Source organism: Mycobacterium sp. NGS49 (assembly GCF_059812565.1).
In genome coordinates this window covers 210,251-227,601 of record NZ_JCALCX010000001.1, presented here as the reverse complement: position 1 = coordinate 227,601, position 17,351 = coordinate 210,251, and the positions used below count along the sequence as shown (strand labels likewise).

Sequence of the window (17,351 nt, the reverse complement as noted above, 5' to 3'; positions counted from 1 at the left end):
TCACGGGTAGGACAGCGCGGCGGTGCGCCCCTTGGCCAGGGGGCCGGAATCGAAGGCCACCACCCGCGCCCGCATGGTAGCCGTCAACGTTTGTAGTGGCCTGCCCGGGAAGCGGCTGCCGAAGTACCAGAGGTATTCGTGTTCGGCGCGAATCGGGTTGTGTTGCAACAGTTGTCGCCATTCGTCATGGTTGGTCAGGGTGGCCAGGTCGTGGGCGAATTGGGGCCGGTCTCGCCGCGTGCGCAGGTGCGCGCACGCCGACCGGGCGAGCACGGGAAGTTCCCGCATTCGCAGCGGTTGCTCAACCATGTCGACGACCAACAGGCGGCCGCCGGGGACCATAACCCGCCGGATCTCGGCCATCACCGGATCCCAGTCCAGATAGCGGAAGGACAGAAACGAGATCACCACGTCGACGTGGTTGTCCGGTACGTCCAGGGCCGGGCCGTTGGTCTGGCCGAATCGCAGTCGGGGCCGATCGCGGTTGCGTTCACGCGCCCGGGCCAGCATGCCGGCGGAACTGTCCACTCCGACGGCGAAGTCGATATCACCGTTGTCATCCAGTGCCCGTAGCAAAGCCCCGTTGCCGCAACCAATTTCCAGTACCCGGACCCGTCGGCCCAGGTCGGCGTGCACGGCGGCCAGGCGGGCCGCCACCCACCGCCATTCGGCCTCGCGGACGCGGATGTCGGCGTACACGCGGTCGTAGAGGTCGGCCACGCGATCGTAGGACCGCTCCTGTTGCACTGGCGCGGGGCGAGTTTCCGCCATCGGCTCTGCGGCGCAGCCAAGATACTTTCGCACGCTGCCGGCCCAGCCGTGTGACCTCCTGCCCGGAGCGGCGATCAGATAAAGACTCGGGCGAGCCGCCGGTCGACGGCCCGCCCACGCAAACCGGTCCTTACGCGCGGACACGGTGGTGTAGTTGTGGTTGCCGAAGGCGGTGACACCGAATACCTCGGCAAAGAATGGTGTGAACCAGCGAGCCGTACGGCAGGCATGGAAATATGCCCTCCCGTCGGTCGTGAACGGGATGGTCATTGCCTGCCACTCATGCGGCGAGAACTGCTCCGGCCAGTCCGTGGAACCGAACATCGGGCCGTACATGCCCGAGTGCCCGATCAGGTGCAGCTGGCTGATTTCTTTCCCGGACAGCGTGAATCGGGCCAATTCGGCTTCGAAGTCCGCCTTTCGGTGCAGACCGGAGACGATCACCTGCGCGTCGGGATGTGCGGCGGCCAGCTCACGGCCCATGGTGGCCGCGGCCACCGCGAACTCGGCCGAACCGCGGCGGTAGTGAGTGGTGTGCGCCACCCAGATCACCGGCTTGGGCCGGCTGGGTGCCGCAGCGGCGAACGGGATGCGCGCGTGGTCGCCAGAGGGAACCCACGCCCCATAGTTGCCGATCAGTTCGAGTGCTTCTGCGCGTTCCAGGTCGAAGACCCGCATGCCCGCCGGCGGTGGGCTGTACAGGTGCAACGACAGGCCGCCAGCCGGCGCGGCCATGTCGTGAATCACCTCGGGTGGAATCTGGATTACCGTAGCCTGTTGCCGCTCAATCGTTTCGGCGACGGTCAGGTGCGGTCCGTCCCACCGGAACCGGTGTTCTTCAAACGTGCCTTCGATGGCGATCACGAAGCCACCCGAGCCGCCGTGGTCGTGCGGAGCGCAACCGTGGCCCGGACGCCAGCGGGCGAGCATGATCTCAACCCGATCGTCGGCGTGCAGGATCGAGCGCGAGTAGGGTGCGCCGTCATCGGGATCGCCGGCCAGTACCGACAATGCCGGCCGGGCCGCGGCGGCCCGGGCCAGCAGCTCAGCATCTGGAACCTCGCCCCGCACCGCGACGCCTGTCAACGTGTCGAGCAGCGGACCCAGCTCCGCGAGGTGTTCGCGCGTGCTTGCCGGCGGCTGGTGCGCGGTGTCGGTCATGTTCTTTCCCCCTTGTTGACGAGTCCGGCCGGGGTAGCCGCGGTGCTGATCTCGGTTCGGTAACCGACACGCTCTCGCCAGGCGCTTGGAGGATTCTTGGAAGAATCTTGGAGGCGGTGCTCACTCGCCGACGGCGCGCGTGTCCAGGGGATTGAGCCGGTTGACGATCAGGGGGTCGGCCTTGGTGAACGGGAAGTCGGGCAGATCCTGTAAGCGGGTGTTGAAGGTGGCCGCAAGAACCTCGCGGGAGTAGGCACTCACCGATGCGCGATAGCCGATGTCGCCCGGGGTCGGCTGGTCGAAGAAGATGCAGAAGTGCATCTCCGGGGCGTCGAAGACCTCGATGTGGTGCGGGTAGGCGCGGGGGATGAAGTACACGTCGCCCTGCCGCAGGTACCAGGTGTCCAGTTCACCGCCGGGTGCCATGACCGTCATCCGCGCCGACCCTTGGTTGACGTAGCCCATCTCAGCGGTGATCGGGTGCCAGTGCGGTTCCCGCATCCCATCCTCGCGGATGCGTAGCGAGTACATCGACAGGTCCTTGAGCGCGGGCCAGTACTGCAGCCGTGCGGTCCTGGCCGAGCCGACCGCGATGCTCACCGGCGGCTCCATCGCCTCGACCGCGAATTTGTGGGGGTCGTTGAAGAACGCCGTGGCCGGGACGTCGGGCGCCCCGATACGTGCGGCCAGGGCGCGGTCGGTGGTACTGCGGCGCATCGCCGCGAAATCCGCGGCCGGCAGGTCGTAGGTGTTGCCCAGGACCGCATCGGTCATGGCGCCGAATGCTGCCCCCAGCCCGAAGTCTTCGGGCCGTTCGCTGCGGAACGCGATGATGAATTCACACACCCCGGTGCTGATGTTCTCGATGTGGTGCAGCGAACCAGAGTCGATATGGAACATCTCGCCGGCGCGCACCACGAACGACGAGAACTGGCTGCCGGTGTCGAGCACCGAGACCAAGGCGGTACCCGACACGCAGTAGGTGAGTTCGTTGGCGTTCGCGTGCCAGTGCGGTGTCCGCATCGCGCCCGGGTTGATCACCAGCCGCTTGATCGAAAGACCCTGCAGGATGGGGAAGTTGTCGGCGGTCAGCCGTTGGATCGACCCGAGGTCAGACTCCTCTACGATCTCGCCGTTGATCAGTGATGCGACGTGTGCGCTTGTCTGCGTGTGCATTTCATCCTCCTGGGGTGCGCCGGGTCGAGGTTCGCTTCTGTTTGCTGCCTCTACGATCCCGGTTGCCGGAGCGCGCCGTCCAACACCGGTTGTCGATCTGTTGATCAGCATTGGTTATCAAGGCCCCGCGAACATCTAGACCCGGCATTCGGAGCGGTGGCACGATACGCACGTGGGTGAGAGCCGGGCGGTCGTGCTGCGATGACCGGAACACTGGGAGCAGAGGTCTCGTGTGCGTCGTGCGGGAGCAGTCTGGCCGCCGCGGCAAGGTTCTGCAGCCAGTGCGGGAGAGCTCGCGACCAAGCCGGCCAGTCGGCGGAGTACAAGCAAGTCACCGTGTTGTTCGCCGATGTGGTGCATTCGATGGACTTGGCGGCCGCGCTGGGGGCGGAGCGGTTGCGCGAGATCATGGGCGCGCTGTTGGATTGTTCGACGGCAGTCGTTCAGCGTTACGGCGGTACGGTCGACAAGTTCACCGGCGATGGCATCATGGCGCTGTTCGGGGCGCCGACGGCGTTGGAGGATCACGCGTTTCGCGCCTGCCTGGCGGCCATGGCCATCCAGGGTGAGGTGGAGAGCCTTGCCGCCGAAGTCAACCGTCGCGATGGCGTCGCCCTCGAACTGCGGGTCGGACTCAACTCTGGTCAGGTGATAGCAGGCGAAATTTGTTCTGCTACAGCGAGTTACACCGCAATCGGCGAGCAGGTCGGGATGGCTCAGCGGATGGAGTCGGCCGCCCCGCCGGGTGGGGTGATGTTGAGTGAGAGCACGGCTCGATTGGTCGACGGCGCGGTGGTGCTAGCCGATCCGGAGCTGGTTCGGATCAAGGGTGCCAACGCGCCGGTTCCGGCGGTGCGGCTGCTGGCCGTTGGCGGCAAGCGTCCGGAACGTGCGCGGCGAGAGCCCACCTTGGTGGGCCGCATCTGGGAGCTCAACACTCTCGGCGGGATTCTCGACCAATCGATCGACGGCGACGGCTGCGTGGCCGGAGTAGTGGGGCCGCCCGGCATCGGCAAGAGTCGCACGGTCCGGGAGGCGACGCGCCTGGCCGCTGAGCGCGGCGTGGAGGTGTTCACCACCTACAGCGAATCCCACACTCACGACGTGGCGTTCCACGTGGTGGCCCGACTGCTGCGCGCGGTGTTCGACCTCGTCGATGCGGGACCCGATGCGGCTCGCAAGATTGTGCGCGACCGCATCCTCGACGCCAATCCCGAGGATCTGTGCCTGCTCGACGATCTCCTCGGGATCGCTGACCCCGCAGTGGCGTTGCCTGCCATCACTCCCGACGCCCGTCGGCGCCGACTGGCTGCGCTCTTGAACGCGGCGGCCTTGGCCCGCGACCGGCCTGCGGTTTATGTGATCGAGGATGTGCATTGGATCGACGAGGCCAGCGAGGCCATGCTGGCCGAGTTCGTCACGGTGGTGCCCCAAACCCGGTCGCTGGTGCTGATCACTTACCGCCCCGAGTACCAGGGGCCGCTGTCGCGGACACCGGGTGGGCAGACGATTGCTCTGGCGCCCTTGAACTCGACGCAGACCAGCATGCTCGTCGCCGAGTTGTTGGGGGGACATCAGTCAGTGGCAAAGCTGGCCGCGCAGATCACCGAACAGGCCGTCGGGAATCCCTTTTTCGCCGAAGAGATCACCCGGGACCTGGCCGGGCGAGGTGTCCTTGAAGGTGAGCGCGGTCAATACGTCTGTCGCAGAGAGACGGCGACCATCACACTGCCGAGCACGGTGCAGGCCACCCTCGCCGCGCGCATCGACCGCCTGGGAATCACCGCCAAGCGCGTGCTGTACGCGGGGGCGATCATCGGGGCACGGTTCACCCTCGACGTGCTCGACACCGTCATGCGCGGGCCCGGTCCTCTGACTGCCGCCCTCGATGAGCTGGTGCACGTCGAGCTCGTTGACCAAGTGCGGTTCACTCCGCACGCCGAATACGCCTTTCGGCACCCCCTGGTCCGTACGGTGGCTTACGAGTCGCAACTCAAGGCCGAGCGTGCCGAACTTCATCGGCGGGTGGCCACCGTCATCGAACAACGGGATCTGGACGCGGTCGAACAGAATGCCGCGCTGATCGCGGAACATCTCGAAGCCGCCGGCGACCTGCCCGAGGCGTTCGGCTGGCACATGCGTGCGGGAGCCTGGTCGAACCACCGTGACCTGGCGTCGGCCCGGACCAACTGGCAGCGTGCCTGCCAGGTCGCCGACCGCCTGCCCGACAGTCATCCGGGCCGCGTCCCGATGCAGACTCAGCCGCGAACTTTGCTGTGCGCCACAGCATTTCTGGCGGGATACCGTGCCGACGACGTCGAATTCGGCGAACTGCGCGAGCTTTGCGCGACGGCTGGTGACCAGGTGTCCCTTGCCATCGGCATGTCCGGCGTCGTCATGGCACTCGCGGCCAGCGGCCGCGCTCGGGATGCAGCCGCGTTGGCCGGCGAGTTCGTCGAACTGGTCGAGTCGACCGGAGATCCGACACTCTTCGTCGCGCTTTTCTATGCAGGGACCTACGCCAAAATGGAGGCGGGTCACATTCGCGAGGCGCTGCGCTTGGCGCAGCGAGCCGTCGAACTGGCCGACGGAGATCCTACGAAGGGCAACCTGATCTTCGGTTCGCCCTTGGCGATGGCCACGGGCTTGGTGGGTTTCACCAAGATGTGCCTCGGAATGCCGGGCTGGCAGGCGGATGCGGACGCCGCTATCCGCATTGCGGCCCCGGTGGACCCAGTGGTCCACGTCATGACAGTCATGTGGAAATACGTTCTGACCATCCCATTTGGCGCGCTGGCCGCCGATTCCACTGCGCTGCGAGACACCGCCGACGCGCTGTGGATCGCTGAGCAGACCGGCGACCAAGTTGTGCTGGGGTTCGCCCTCCTCGCGCACGGTTTCGCCCGCATCCATCGCGGCGGCCCCGATCGCGAGAGAGGTATCGCGCTGCTGCATCAAGCGCACGAATCTTCGTCGAGGCAGCGCTTTGTCGGATTGGCGATATCAATCATCGAGCCCGAAATCGCACGGGACAGAGCCAAGAACGGAGACATTGACGGCGCCATCGCGCTGGCCCGCAACGTCGTCGAACGCAGCTACGCAACGGGTGAGATGGTGTGGCGCTGGTCGGCTGTCAGCGCGTTGGTCGAAGCACTGCTGGTTCATGGCGCCCAGGCCGACGTGCAGGAAGCCCAAGCCGCCATCGACCGGCTGGCCGCCGTGCCCACCGACGAAGGTTTCGTCCTGAACGAACTGCCGGTTTTGCGCCTGCGCGCGTTGGTTGCCCGGAAACGCGGTGACGATGCCGCCCACGACGAGCTGGTGGCACGGCTACGTGAGCGGGCCCGCGCGCTAGGTTTCGAACCGCTTGCCCGCTGGCCGCAAGCGTGAAATCCGGCGATCTCATCGAGCCGTTACGTTCGCAGCTCAGCGGCAGACCGTTCGAGTTCTGTTCGGGTTGAGCCGATTTGGCGGTATGCGTTTAGATCTCGTTGCCGAGGCCGCACCTAAATGGGACGCGTGACAGACTCCTGTGGTGCCCGAAATCGACTTCACCTCGCTGGCTCCGATCGTCCCCGTCCGCGACCTCGACGCCGCGCTCGACCGATACCGGCGGCTGGGATTCGACGCCCGCGGATACGAAGGCCCCGAACGCTACGGCTTCGTCGACCGGGGTTCAATTCAGATCCACCTCACCGAGTGGGCCGAACACGACCCACTGACCACCACGTCCAGCGTCTACCTCTACGTCAGCGACGCCAATGCCCTCTTTGGGGAATGGAAAGCACTGCAGAATCTGGGCGGCCGGTTGCACCCGCCGCACGACACGCCCTACGGCCTGCGAGAGTTCGCCTACGTCGACCCGGACGGCACGCTGCATCGCATCGGCTCGCGACTCTAACTGTTGCGGTAGACCTTGATCGCCGCCGTGATCATCGGGAACTGCAGCGGCAACCGGGCCAGGGCGGCGATGCGCATCGGCCACGGCTTGCCCCACCAGAGCCGCACCATGTTGAGGTTGCCCGGGTAAACCCCGATGAACAATGCGGCAGCCGCCCCCGCGGCGGGGCGCCGGGTGCGACGCGGCAGCAGCAGGGCACCGATCACCAGCTCGGCGACCCCCGACGCATATGTGTAGAACCGTGGGCTGCCGGGCAGCTCAGCGGGGATGATGTCGTCGAAGGGTTTGGGCGCCAGAAAGTGAAGGGTGCCGACGCCCAGCAACATGGCCCCGAGGCGGTAGGCGGTGATCCGGGCGGGGTCACGCTCGATGAGCGGTTCGGTCGTCATAGCGCTCATCATGCACCGCGGTCGATTATCGCCGGTTGCGTCCCCGACTCCGGCCACCGGCCCGGTCCATCCACTCCTTTTCGACCCGGCCGATCTGCAGCGACAGCGTCATCAGGGTCGGATTGTCCAGGTGGACTTGGTGGGCGTGCCGGAACTGCGCCGATTCGCCGGAGTCGGGCCGCGCGGGGGTTACCATCCCGTTGAGTGCGCGCCCAGCGCCGGGCAGGAGATCTCATGGTCGAGATACATGTGCAGCGGACCATCGCCGCCCCCGCCGAACGAGTCTTCGACTGGCTGGCCGACCCGGTCAGCCTGGAAGCAGCGCCGCTGGTCCTGAAGTCCGGATGGACAAAGGATACGAAGGGGCCCGGCGTCGGAGCGGTGCGCGAGGTGGTCGGGACCGGAATGTGGTTCCGGGAGGACATCACCGCCTACGACCGTCCGCGTAGCTACACCTACCTGATCGTGCGCTCGGTGCCGGCGTTCAACCACGACGGCGGCACCTTGACTTTCACTCCGTCCGGCGACGGCACCCACGTCGACTGGCGGTCCAACTACACCCACCCGATCTACGCGGGCGGCAAGCTGATGGAGGCGGTCAGCCGGCGGCTGCTGCGGTGGAACTTCCTCGCCATATTGGCGGCCTGCGAGAAAGCGCTGTGAGACAGCTGTGAAACCGTGGCTGGATATGCGAAAGAGCGATCCGCTGCGCGAAGACGGTGTAAGACTAGGCATACTGCCGAACACGGTCGCCGAGGGGTCAGCCGCACTGGCAGCACAACCGAGGAGCGCCAGTGAGCGCTGACCGCGCCGCGGGGCGCACGTTCGTGGTGACCGGCGCCTCGTCGGGCATCGGGTTGGCGACTGCCCGGCGACTGTTGGACGAAGGCGGCACCGTCATCGGTGCCGACCTGGTCTCGCCGCCCGATCTGGGTCCGCATTTCCACTTCGTCACCGCCGACATCAGCGACGAGAGCGCGGTGGGGGCGGTCTTCGCCGCGGTACCCGACCGGCTGGACGGGATGGTCCACTGCGCGGGGGTGGCCGGCGGCGGTCCGGTGCATCTACTTCCCCGATCCGAATGGGACCGGGTCATCGGCATCAACCTCACCGCCACCTTTCTGGTCGCCAAGGCCGCGTTGGCCAGGATGATCGAACAGCCCCGGGTGGACGGCGAGCGTGGCTCCATCGTGACACTGGCCAGCGTCGAGGGCCTGGAAGGCACCGCGGGCGGCAGTTCCTACAACGCCGCCAAGGGCGGGGTGGTGCTGTTGACCAAGAACATCGCGCTCGATTACGGGCCGAGTGGGATCCGGGCGAACGCGATCTGTCCGGGCTTCATCGAAACACCGCTCGCCGAAAGCGTTTTCGGCATTCCCGGGATGGAGGGCCCGCGCGCCGCGATCACCAAGGAGCACGCTCTGCAGCGGTTGGGTCGACCCGAAGAGGTCGCGGCGATGGCGGCTTTCCTGGTCTCCGCCGATGCGTCGTTCGTATCGGGTCAGGCCATTGCGGTCGACGGCGGTTACCTGGCCGGCCGCGATCACGGTGTTGTCGAGCTGTTCGGTTTCCCCGACTGATCAGTCGCCTTTTTCGCCCTTGGGTTTCTTGCCGTGTTTGCCCGGCGGTGCAGTCGGCGGGGGCGGCGCGGATTCTGGTGTACTGGCGATCGTCGTTGCCGACGGCGCGGTCGTGGCGGGCGCCGGCGGCGTGCTGGTGCCCATTGGCGCGGGCGGCGGGGTGGAGAAGGGCGGGCTGATGGCCATCAGCATGACCGCAAGCACGAGAACGGCCAGAATCGCCGCGGCCCACAGTTTGCGTCCGGGACGTGTCGGCTCGGAATCCACTGCCACGAATGCCGAACTGGCCGCCGGCGGCGGCACCGGCATGACCAGGGTGCGACTGCGAACGGGTCTGGCGCGCGGCACGGGGACGTCCAATGCCATGCGCATCGCGCCGGCACTCTGAAATCGCTGCGCCGGATTGCGCGCCATGGCTTGCTCGCACACCGCGGCAAGCTCCGGTCGAACATCTGGACGGAGCGCGGCAATCGGCGGCGGTGATTCGTGAAAGATCGCGTTGGCCAGCGCAGGGAATTGCTCCTGCGGAAACGCTCTTCGCCCGGTAAGGGCCTCGTAGCCCACCACGCCCACCGCGTAGAGATCGTCGGCCGGCGTAGCGGGTTTCCCGGCCAACCGGTCCGGGCTCAGGTATGCCATCGTGCCCACGACTTGGCCTGTCATGGTGTGGGGGCCCCCGGCCGTCTTGGCTATGCCGAAATCCGCGAGCTTGGCTTCGCCGGTGGCGGTGAACAGAATGTTGCCGGGCTTGACGTCGCGGTGCAGAATCCCGGCGTCGTGGGCCACGGTGAGGGCGGCGAGGACGGCATGCAGAACCGCCAGGACCAACGGTTGCGGAAGCGGGCCCCGTGCGATGTGGTCGGCCAGCGACACGCCTGGCAGACGCTCCATCACGATGAACGGCAGGCCGTGATGGTCACCCACATCGTGCACGATCACGATGTTCTGACTGCTGAGCACCGCGGTTGCCCGTGCCTCGGTCTCGAACCGGACACGGCTTTCCGGCCGGTCTCCGTCACCGGGCCCTGTCTTGAGCAGCTTGATCGCCACGGGTCGACCCAGCTTCAGGTCCCACCCCTCGCGGACTTCGGCCATGCCACCACGGCCCAGGACGCTGCCCAGCTCGTAGCGCCCGCCCAGCACACCGCCCGGCTCCAGCAGCGCTGCGCCGTCACCGCGGTGGAACTGTGGCTTGCGGTACTCCGTGGTCATTTCTCTTGTCACGTAGCCAAAGATGTTGCCGCCGAAACTTGTGGCGTACGGTCATCGTGTCGTTGTTCGGGCTTGGTAGTGGTCAGCAATCGCGAGGGAAACAACAATGACGTCGACAATCGAGGTGGGTGGTCAGGTCGTTGCGCTGGCCCGGGGCATGCGGGAACTGGTGCGGGCCGAGGCCGGAGAATCAGAGCGGATACGAACGTTGACCGACGCCGTGGTCGACGAGATGTGGGCCAGTGGCCTGATGACCGCGCTCAGCCCCGCCGAGGCCGGCGGCATCGAGCCCTCGCTGGCCGAGATGATCGATACCTGGATCGAAATGGCTTGGCAGGACGGCTCATTCGGCTGGATCGGAATCGCCAACCTGCCATCCAGGTTCGCCGCGGCAACTTACCTGAACGACGAGGGCTACGCGGAGGTGTTCACCGCCCACGACAACCACGTCACGATGGGCGGCCAATTCTTCCCCAACGGACAGGGCGTCGTCGTCGACGGCGGTTACCGGTTGAGCGGGTCGTGGAGCTTCGGCTCCGGCACCGGCCATTCGCAGTACGTCGCGGCCGGCTTCTTCCCGATGGACAACGGGGAGATGCGCTGGGTCAGCGAGGGGATTCCCGACATGCAGGTGGCGGTGGTGCCCCGGGAGGAGATCCAGTTCAACGACGGCTGGCACGTTCAGGGCCTCAAGGGCACCGGGTCGTATGACTACAGCGCTCAGGACGTTTTCGTGCCCCTCAGCAGGACGTTCGGGCTGTTCGACCGCCGGCCCCACCGCGGGGCGTCGCCGGCCGCGCATATGGGGTTGATGCCGGTGACCGCCGCCGGTCATGCTTCGTGGGCGCTCGGGGTTGCCAAGAGCATGCTCGACGACGTGGCCGAACTGGCCGCGACGAAGTACCGGATGAGCGACATGGCGTCGCTGGCCAGCCGCCCCACCTTCCAGAAGGGGCTGGCGCACCACGTGTCGGCGTGGCGCGCGGCCCGGCTGCTGGTTCTGCACGCCTTCAGCGCCGCCGAAGCCGCCGTTGCCGGGGGGGACGAGCTGACACCGATGCTGCGCGCGGATATGCGTGCGGCCGCCGTGTATGCCACCGATACGTCGCGCGAATGTGCGGAATGGGCGCACTTGGTGGCGGGGACCAGTTCGATCCGGGAAGGCACTCGCCTGGAACGGGCCTTCCGCGACATCTATACCGGCACCCAGCACGCTTTCATCAGCGAGAAGGTGGCCATCGACTCGGCGCAGATCTGGCTCGGTGTCATCCAGGACCAGTTCGGGCTGTGAACCTGACGTTTTCTGCGCCGAGCGTGAAGCCACGGTGAAAAAATGCGTCGATTTCCGCCGTGGCTGCACGTTCGGTGAGGGGCAGATTTAGCGCCAGGCCAGGATGCGTTCGGCGAGCTCCGGCCGCTGTCCTCCTGGATGAAGTGGCCGGCATTGATCCGGGCGTGCGGCTGTCCTTACGTCGACCGTGCGTGTCCACCACCGGTGATATCGCATCGTGCGTAGGCGGGTAAAGTCGGTTAACATAGCTAACTTTTTTCCATCGATCGAGGACGGCGCCTGCCATGAACGACCATGCACTGGCCGCCCAGTTGGCCTCCGAAGCCGGACGGTTACTGCTCGGGGTGCGTGCCGAGTTCGCCCAAGCTGACGCGGGCGAACGGAAAGCGGCGGGGGACAAGCGGTCTCACGATTTCCTGATGGAGGCGCTGGGCCGGCAGCGCCCCGGCGACGCGGTGTTGTCCGAGGAGGGCGCCGACGACCCGGTCCGGTTGCGCAGTGAGCGGGTATGGATCGTCGACCCCTTGGACGGTACCCGGGAATTCTCCGAGCAAGGCCGCGAGGACTGGGCGGTGCATGTCGCGCTATGGCAGTCCGGCCGGCTGGTCGCCGGCGCGGTGGCACTGCCGGCTCAGGGGGTGACCCTGGCGACGCCGGATGTCTTGCCGCCGCCGGACGCCACCGGCAAGCCCCGCATCGTGGTGTCGCGTACCCGCCCGCCCGCGATCGCGCTGGCCGTCCGCGATGCCCTGGACGGCGACTTGGTTGAGATGGGTTCGGCCGGAGCCAAAGTCGCGTCCATCGTGCAGGGGTTGTCCGACGTGTACGTGCACGCCGGAGGCCAGTACGAGTGGGATTCGGCGGCACCTGTGGCGATCGCGCGAGCCGCCGGCCTGCACACCAGCCGCATCGACGGATCGCCGCTGGCCTACAACCAGCCCGATCCGAAGCTGCCCGACCTGGTGGTATGCCGACCCGAGCTCGCCGACGCGGTACTGGCCGTCACGTCTTAAGTCTTCGTAACACGCAACCATCCGGCTGGAGGACGTCCTTTCCGTCAACCGGGGGACAGCGGATTCATCCTGCTCACTAACCGCTCAGGTGACAGACATCGCCAGGAGCTCACGGCACTGTAGTGCTTGTCGGTTCTTAAGGATTCCTCAATCAAAGGAGATTGCGATGCGGGGCGACCTCATCCTCGGGTCAGCGGTGACGGGCGCCAAGTTCACTCCCCGCAACCACGCCAAGACCGGCAATCCGTTCATCGATCTCGTATCGCGCGGCCAGACCATCAAATCCGACGTCGGCCAGCTTGTCGCCGAGGCGGCCGCACTCCACGATATCGGCGTCCGCTACTACCACTATCACGCGCGCAACCCCCTGACCCAGGAGCAGAGCACGTGCAACGCGCTCTACTCGTCGGTCAGTCACGAGATTCAGGACCGGCTTCCCGGCATGCTGATCAGCTTCGGCGCCAGCCGCAACGGAGTCGAAGTCAAGGAAGCCATCCAGCGTCACGGCGAATGGGAGCGCCTCAGCCAGGCAGCGTTACCGCTGCACCTCGGCGGGGCGCATTTCGTCACCAGTCAGGCGGCGGTGGAGCTACAGGTCATTCTCGACATCGAGCGCCGCGGCCACGACATCGGCATCCAGGCGGTGTCGAGCCCCGAATTCGCACGCCTGGTACGCCACTACGTCCCGTCCAAACGCGACAACGAGACCGCGCTCGATGTGCACTCCACCTCCGGAGGCAGCAGTTACGGCAGCACGTCCCCCCACACCCAGTTCGAGGTGTACCGCAAGGCCGTGGACGCGCGCCGTCGGCTGCACCTGCTGCACGAGGTGGAATGGGTTCAGCTGGAACGCAGCTATGCCATGACACGCTTCGCCACCGAACACCCGCTGATCGGGCTCGGCTCGGAGGGCCAACTCAATATCACGCTGCTGTTCGGTTTCTCGCCGCGCTTCCCGTTCCCGGACAACTACCAGGAATTCCGGCGCGCGGTGTCGTTGGCCAAGTCGCTGGAGTACGACCTGTCCGGCCGGCGGGTGCGCAGCGTTACCGTCTCCGCCGGTGCGGCGGTCCTGCCCCAACACGCGCAGGCACACGTCAAGGAACTCGAATTCGGTTCGCGCAAAGGCCAACTCGCCGGACCGGTGGAACGCCTGGCGTGCTATGCGGCTCAGCCCGACAGCGGCGTCGACGTGATCCGATCCGGGATGGAGGACACCCCCTACATCGTCACATTCGACGGCGAGGTGACTTTGACCGACAACCTCGGCCTGGCGCACCAGGTCAAAGCGATGGTCGACAGCTGCGGATCCGAACTGCTCACCGACCCGCGCGCGGTGCGGCAGCGGATGGGATTCACCGCGTTGTCCCGCGTCATCGGGACCGAACCCGCACCGGCCGTCGCCCGGTGATCGCGCCCCGGCACCGTGGTCTGGCGGTAGCCGTCTGTAGTCTGTCGACCTTCATCGTCAACATCGACAACACCGCCTATCAGGTGGCGCTGACGCAGATTCGCGACACCCTGCCTGCCACGTTCGGACAGGGCCAGTGGATTCTCAACGGGTACATCCTGACGCTGGCCGCCCTCGAGATCGTCGCCGGCGCCTTCGGCGACCGGTTCGACAAGCGCAGCCTGCTGGTCGCCGGATTGTCCGTCTACATCGTCGGGTCGATCCTGACGGCGCTGGCGCCCAACGCCGTTGCGTTGATCGCCGCGCGGGTGGTGGCGGGGATCGGTGCGTCGATACTGGTGCCGGTAGGGCTGGCGATGGTACGAGTCCTCGCCCGCACCCCTCGCGAACTCCAGGGTTTCACCGGCGCCTGGGGTGCGGTGGTCGGTCTGGGCATGGCCAGTGGACCGCTGGCCGGCGGATTCATCGCCGGGACCTGGGGTTGGCGGATGCTACCGGTGGCTACCGCGGTCTTGGCGGGGCTGTTTGCGGTGCTGTCGGTCGCGCTGCTGCCGTCGACTCCGGTCCGCAGCGCCCCGCGCCACGACTGGACCGGCATCGTCGCGCTGGGAGTGGCGATGTTCGGTGTGATCGGCGGGTTCATCGCCGTCGGCCAACGCGGGCTGCTGACGGCGTCCGGTCTGCTGGTCGCGGTGACGGCAATCATGGCCACGCTGATCGTCAGGAGGCGGCGCCACGGTGTGTTCCCTGTCCCGCAGCAGGCGTGCGCCTCGCCCAAATTCCGCGCGGCGATGTTGGTGGCGGTCGGCAACTACTTCTGCGTAGGCGGCGCGATCTTTCTGCTGGCGACCGGCTACTTCCAGTCAAGTCAACATCTTTCGGTACTGAGCGCCGGCGCCTGCCTGGTCCCGCTGGCAGTGGGTTACGCCATCGGCGCCCGCCTTTCCCCGATCATCATGGCCCGATCCGGACCGTTCCAGGCCGTTGTGGCTGCCGGGTTGCTGATGCTGGCATCGAGTGTGGTCGTCGCGGTGCTGGTCGGCGTCAGCGCCGGCCCGACGTCGGTGAGTGTCGTCGCCGCCTTCCTCGGTGTGGGCATGGGGATGGCCAACACCCCGACCAATGCGCTGGCCATGTCGGAGCTGCCGGTCGACTACGCGGGTGTCAGCGGTGCCTTCGCCTCGACCGCGCGTCAGGTTGGTCAGGCGATGGGTATAGCGGTGTGCGGCGCCGCCTACTGGCTGGCCACGCTGGAACACCTGTCCGCAACGCTGCCGTGGACCGCGGTCGTCCTCGCCGCCGCGGCCGTTACGCTGACCGGAACCCGTTGTCTGTCAAGGCCGTCAGGAGGCAACCATCATGAGGTCGTTGTCCAGGCGATCGGCCGGAGCCCCGTCGCCAACGCTGGCGCTCAACGACACTGTCGCGCAATTGCGCAAGGCGGGCGCTGACGTCATCTCCTTCGGCGCCGGCGCCCCCACCGTGCCGCCCCCACAGGTGACGTTTGACGCGCTGGCCGGCTTCGATGTGGCGAAGTCCTCGGGTTACGGCAGCAGTCGCGGCGAGCGCGAGTTGCTCGAGGCGCTGTGTAATTGGTACGCAACGGAATTCGATGCGGTTACCACGCCTGGACATCATGTCGTGACGAATGGCGCCAAGCAGGCGATCATGATCGCGTTACTGGCATTGTGTGACATCGGCGACGAGATCGCGATTCCCGATCCGTACTGGCCGAGCTACCTGGACATGGCCGAATTGGCCGGTGTGTCGGTCAAGCTCCTTCCCTATGCGTCGGACAAGCCCGACGTCGCCGCCTGGATCGATGGGGTGAGTGATCGCACCAAGGTGGTCATGTATTCCAGCCCATCCAATCCGACCGGTGCCGTGCTGTCGCTGGATGACATCCGCATGCTGACGTCGTGGGCCAAGGCGACTGGCCGCTGGATCGTCGCCGACGAGATCTATCAGTTCCAGTACTACCCCGAATGCGGCGCCGCACCGTCGGTCCTGCAATTGCCGGCTGACGAGACCGGGCATGTACTGCACGTTTCCAGCGCGTCCAAGACTTTTGCGCTGATGGGGCACCGAATCGGCTGGATCACCGCCCATCCCGAGGTGATTACCCGCTGTGCCGGCATCGCCTCGAACATGGCGGGCAATGTGAATACCGCGGCGCAGTTCTTGATGGCTCGCGCGTTGTCGACGCCCCGCGCCGAATTATCCGACCGCTGTGCGCAACTCGAACACCAACGCGACGTGTTGTGCTCGGCTCTCGAATCCGTGCCGTGGTTGCGCTGGCGGAGGCCCGACGGTGGATTGTTCGTGTGGTGCGAGCTGGACGAGAGTCTCGACGGCAAGTGGGATGGGGACGCGATCGCGGCCTCGCTGTTGTCCGAACAACACGTGGCGGTGGTACCCGGTTCTGCGTTCGGTCACCGTGCTGCCTTGCGGCTGTCTTTCACTGAGCCGCCGGGTCAGATCCGCTCAGGGATCGAACGGATCAAGGCCTGGGGGGCGCGGCGGGTTTAGCGCTTGGCCAGGATTCTCGACACGACGCTGCCGCCGATGATCAGTCCGACACCCACCAGCCAGTCGACGGATCCGGTGATCAGCCCCACCACCCCGGTGACGGTGACGAAGGTGGGCAGCCAGTCGATGACCTGCAGGATCGAGGGCGCCTGCGCGTCCGTGCCGTTGTCGCGGTCGACCATGGCCGTGGCGTAGTCCGGGTAGAACTCGGTGAAGGCCACGGCGAAGAATATGGTTGCCAGCTGCAGGATCCAGCCGGTCCAGAAGTTCTCCGGGTCGTGCAGGAGCAGGTTGCCGACGAGGCCGACGCCGGCGGCGAAGGTGAACGCACCTGCCCAGACGGCGCTGATCACGGTGTTGATCCGCTTGAACAGCGGGCTGCTCCAATGCTCCTGCGGAGTAGTGTCTTTCGCGTAAGCGATGGTGAACGGCCTACCGATCAGCACCGTCAGCCAGGTGAACGCGGCCAGCGACAGGTTGGTCAACTCGCCCGACCACATCTCCAGAAACCGGATCACGTTGTCGGTGGCGAAGAGGCCAGCCAGTCCCACCGCTGCGAAGAACACCGCACCGAAAACCTCGAGCGAGTGCACCTTGATGCCGCGGGCCAGCCCGACCAGCATCACCAGCACCGAAAACCCGAGTGCCGAGGCGACCGCGATCTCGAAGCGGCCGGGTGCGGACAAGATGGACAACAGCGCCCACGGCGCGATGCCGGCGAAGGGGGACTTCAGGAATCCGTCCAGCACGCCGGTCACGCCGCGCCGGTCGGCCTGCGGCTGGTCCTCCGGCGGCTGCGCGTCGCGGTCGATGCGTGCTTCCTGAGCCATGGTGAACTCCCGATCGTTCGAACGTTCCAATTTAGACATGTCGATACTGACATTACGGTAGTGACATGTCAATGTAGGAACGTTAGG

The 17,351-nt window shown here is 66.3% G+C and carries 15 protein-coding genes; 9 read left to right on the top strand and 6 right to left on the bottom strand.

Annotation, left to right across the window (positions count from 1 at the left end; translation table 11 throughout):
* Positions 1-1,932, bottom strand: coding sequence for a methyltransferase domain-containing protein (locus tag AC5Y7D_RS01070; RefSeq protein ID WP_499920682.1), 1,932 nt, complete (start codon positions 1,930-1,932; stop codon positions 1-3).
* A 120-nt stretch (positions 1,933-2,052) separates the two neighbouring features.
* On the bottom strand, positions 2,053-3,108 hold the full coding sequence (locus AC5Y7D_RS01065; protein WP_499920680.1) for a cupin domain-containing protein: 1,056 nt from the start codon (positions 3,106-3,108) through the stop codon (positions 2,053-2,055).
* Positions 3,109-3,309: 201 nt separating this feature from the next.
* Here AC5Y7D_RS01065 and AC5Y7D_RS01060 point away from each other — a divergent pair, with 201 nt between their 5' ends.
* Together AC5Y7D_RS01060 and AC5Y7D_RS01055 are read left to right on the top strand one after the other, a co-directional pair.
* Positions 3,310-6,498, top strand: coding sequence for an ATP-binding protein (locus AC5Y7D_RS01060; protein WP_499920678.1), 3,189 nt, complete (start codon positions 3,310-3,312; stop codon positions 6,496-6,498).
* 154 nt (positions 6,499-6,652) lie between these two features.
* Positions 6,653-7,009: a bleomycin resistance protein gene (locus AC5Y7D_RS01055; RefSeq protein ID WP_499920944.1), complete on the top strand. Its 357-nt coding sequence runs from the start codon at positions 6,653-6,655 to the stop codon at positions 7,007-7,009.
* Here AC5Y7D_RS01055 and AC5Y7D_RS01050 read toward each other — a convergent pair.
* Both AC5Y7D_RS01050 and AC5Y7D_RS01045 read right to left on the bottom strand, forming a co-directional pair.
* A complete protein-coding gene (locus AC5Y7D_RS01050; RefSeq protein WP_499920676.1) occupies positions 7,006-7,398 on the bottom strand; it encodes a DoxX family protein in 393 nt (130 codons plus the stop codon). The two genes, AC5Y7D_RS01055 and AC5Y7D_RS01050, sit on opposite strands and share 4 nt — an antisense overlap.
* Before the next feature lie 25 nt (positions 7,399-7,423).
* The gene (locus tag AC5Y7D_RS01045; RefSeq protein ID WP_499920674.1) at positions 7,424-7,594 is read right to left on the bottom strand and encodes a hypothetical protein; all 171 of its coding nucleotides are present in this window, start codon (positions 7,592-7,594) and stop codon (positions 7,424-7,426) included.
* A 38-nt stretch (positions 7,595-7,632) separates the two neighbouring features.
* Here AC5Y7D_RS01045 and AC5Y7D_RS01040 point away from each other — a divergent pair, with 38 nt between their 5' ends.
* Positions 7,633-8,061 (top strand): SRPBCC family protein, encoded by a 429-nt coding sequence (locus AC5Y7D_RS01040; RefSeq protein ID WP_499920672.1) that lies wholly within the window; start codon positions 7,633-7,635, stop codon positions 8,059-8,061.
* 131 nt (positions 8,062-8,192) lie between these two features.
* Positions 8,193-8,978, top strand: coding sequence for an SDR family NAD(P)-dependent oxidoreductase (locus AC5Y7D_RS01035; RefSeq protein ID WP_499920670.1), 786 nt, complete (start codon positions 8,193-8,195; stop codon positions 8,976-8,978).
* On the opposite strand, the gene AC5Y7D_RS01030 is transcribed toward AC5Y7D_RS01035, so the two are convergent.
* Entirely contained in the window at positions 8,979-10,190 is a 1,212-nt protein-coding gene (locus AC5Y7D_RS01030) for a serine/threonine-protein kinase (protein WP_499920668.1), read from the bottom strand. It lies immediately after the preceding gene.
* Positions 10,191-10,296: 106 nt separating this feature from the next.
* On the opposite strand from AC5Y7D_RS01030, the gene AC5Y7D_RS01025 reads away from it, so the two are divergent.
* The 5 genes from AC5Y7D_RS01025 (at position 10,297) to AC5Y7D_RS01005 (ending at position 16,434) form a co-directional block, all read left to right on the top strand.
* Positions 10,297-11,481 (top strand): acyl-CoA dehydrogenase family protein, encoded by a 1,185-nt coding sequence (locus AC5Y7D_RS01025; protein WP_499920666.1) that lies wholly within the window; start codon positions 10,297-10,299, stop codon positions 11,479-11,481.
* A 284-nt stretch (positions 11,482-11,765) separates the two neighbouring features.
* A complete protein-coding gene (locus tag AC5Y7D_RS01020; protein ID WP_499920664.1) occupies positions 11,766-12,494 on the top strand; it encodes a 3'(2'),5'-bisphosphate nucleotidase CysQ in 729 nt (242 codons plus the stop codon).
* A 166-nt stretch (positions 12,495-12,660) separates the two neighbouring features.
* Complete coding sequence (locus AC5Y7D_RS01015; RefSeq protein ID WP_499920662.1) at positions 12,661-13,905, top strand: hypothetical protein; 1,245 nt, start codon at positions 12,661-12,663, stop codon at positions 13,903-13,905.
* Positions 13,902-15,356: an MFS transporter gene (locus AC5Y7D_RS01010; RefSeq protein WP_499920660.1), complete on the top strand. Its 1,455-nt coding sequence runs from the start codon at positions 13,902-13,904 to the stop codon at positions 15,354-15,356. The genes AC5Y7D_RS01015 and AC5Y7D_RS01010 overlap by 4 nt, the downstream gene beginning before the upstream one ends.
* Positions 15,274-16,434 carry a pyridoxal phosphate-dependent aminotransferase gene (locus tag AC5Y7D_RS01005; protein ID WP_499920658.1) on the top strand — a complete coding sequence of 387 codons (1,161 nt, stop codon included), beginning with the start codon at positions 15,274-15,276 and terminating at the stop codon, positions 16,432-16,434. The genes AC5Y7D_RS01010 and AC5Y7D_RS01005 overlap by 83 nt, the downstream gene beginning before the upstream one ends.
* On the opposite strand, the gene AC5Y7D_RS01000 is transcribed toward AC5Y7D_RS01005, so the two are convergent.
* Entirely contained in the window at positions 16,431-17,303 is an 873-nt protein-coding gene (locus tag AC5Y7D_RS01000) for a DUF3159 domain-containing protein (RefSeq protein ID WP_499920656.1), read from the bottom strand. The genes AC5Y7D_RS01005 and AC5Y7D_RS01000 overlap by 4 nt on opposite strands.
* Positions 17,304-17,351: the final 48 nt, after the last annotated feature.

Coding starts and splice junctions, on each gene's coding strand:
- AC5Y7D_RS01070 (WP_499920682.1), bottom strand. CDS start 1,932: ATGACCGACACCGCGCACCAGCCGCCGGCAAGCACGCGCGAACACCTC.
- AC5Y7D_RS01065 (WP_499920680.1), bottom strand. CDS start 3,108: ATGCACACGCAGACAAGCGCACACGTCGCATCACTGATCAACGGCGAG.
- AC5Y7D_RS01060 (WP_499920678.1), top strand. CDS start 3,310: ATGACCGGAACACTGGGAGCAGAGGTCTCGTGTGCGTCGTGCGGGAGC.
- AC5Y7D_RS01050 (WP_499920676.1), bottom strand. CDS start 7,398: ATGACGACCGAACCGCTCATCGAGCGTGACCCCGCCCGGATCACCGCC.
- AC5Y7D_RS01045 (WP_499920674.1), bottom strand. CDS start 7,594: ATGGTAACCCCCGCGCGGCCCGACTCCGGCGAATCGGCGCAGTTCCGG.
- AC5Y7D_RS01040 (WP_499920672.1), top strand. CDS start 7,633: ATGGTCGAGATACATGTGCAGCGGACCATCGCCGCCCCCGCCGAACGA.
- AC5Y7D_RS01030 (WP_499920668.1), bottom strand. CDS start 10,190: ATGACCACGGAGTACCGCAAGCCACAGTTCCACCGCGGTGACGGCGCA.
- AC5Y7D_RS01025 (WP_499920666.1), top strand. CDS start 10,297: ATGACGTCGACAATCGAGGTGGGTGGTCAGGTCGTTGCGCTGGCCCGG.
- AC5Y7D_RS01020 (WP_499920664.1), top strand. CDS start 11,766: ATGAACGACCATGCACTGGCCGCCCAGTTGGCCTCCGAAGCCGGACGG.
- AC5Y7D_RS01015 (WP_499920662.1), top strand. CDS start 12,661: ATGCGGGGCGACCTCATCCTCGGGTCAGCGGTGACGGGCGCCAAGTTC.
- AC5Y7D_RS01000 (WP_499920656.1), bottom strand. CDS start 17,303: ATGTCTAAATTGGAACGTTCGAACGATCGGGAGTTCACCATGGCTCAG.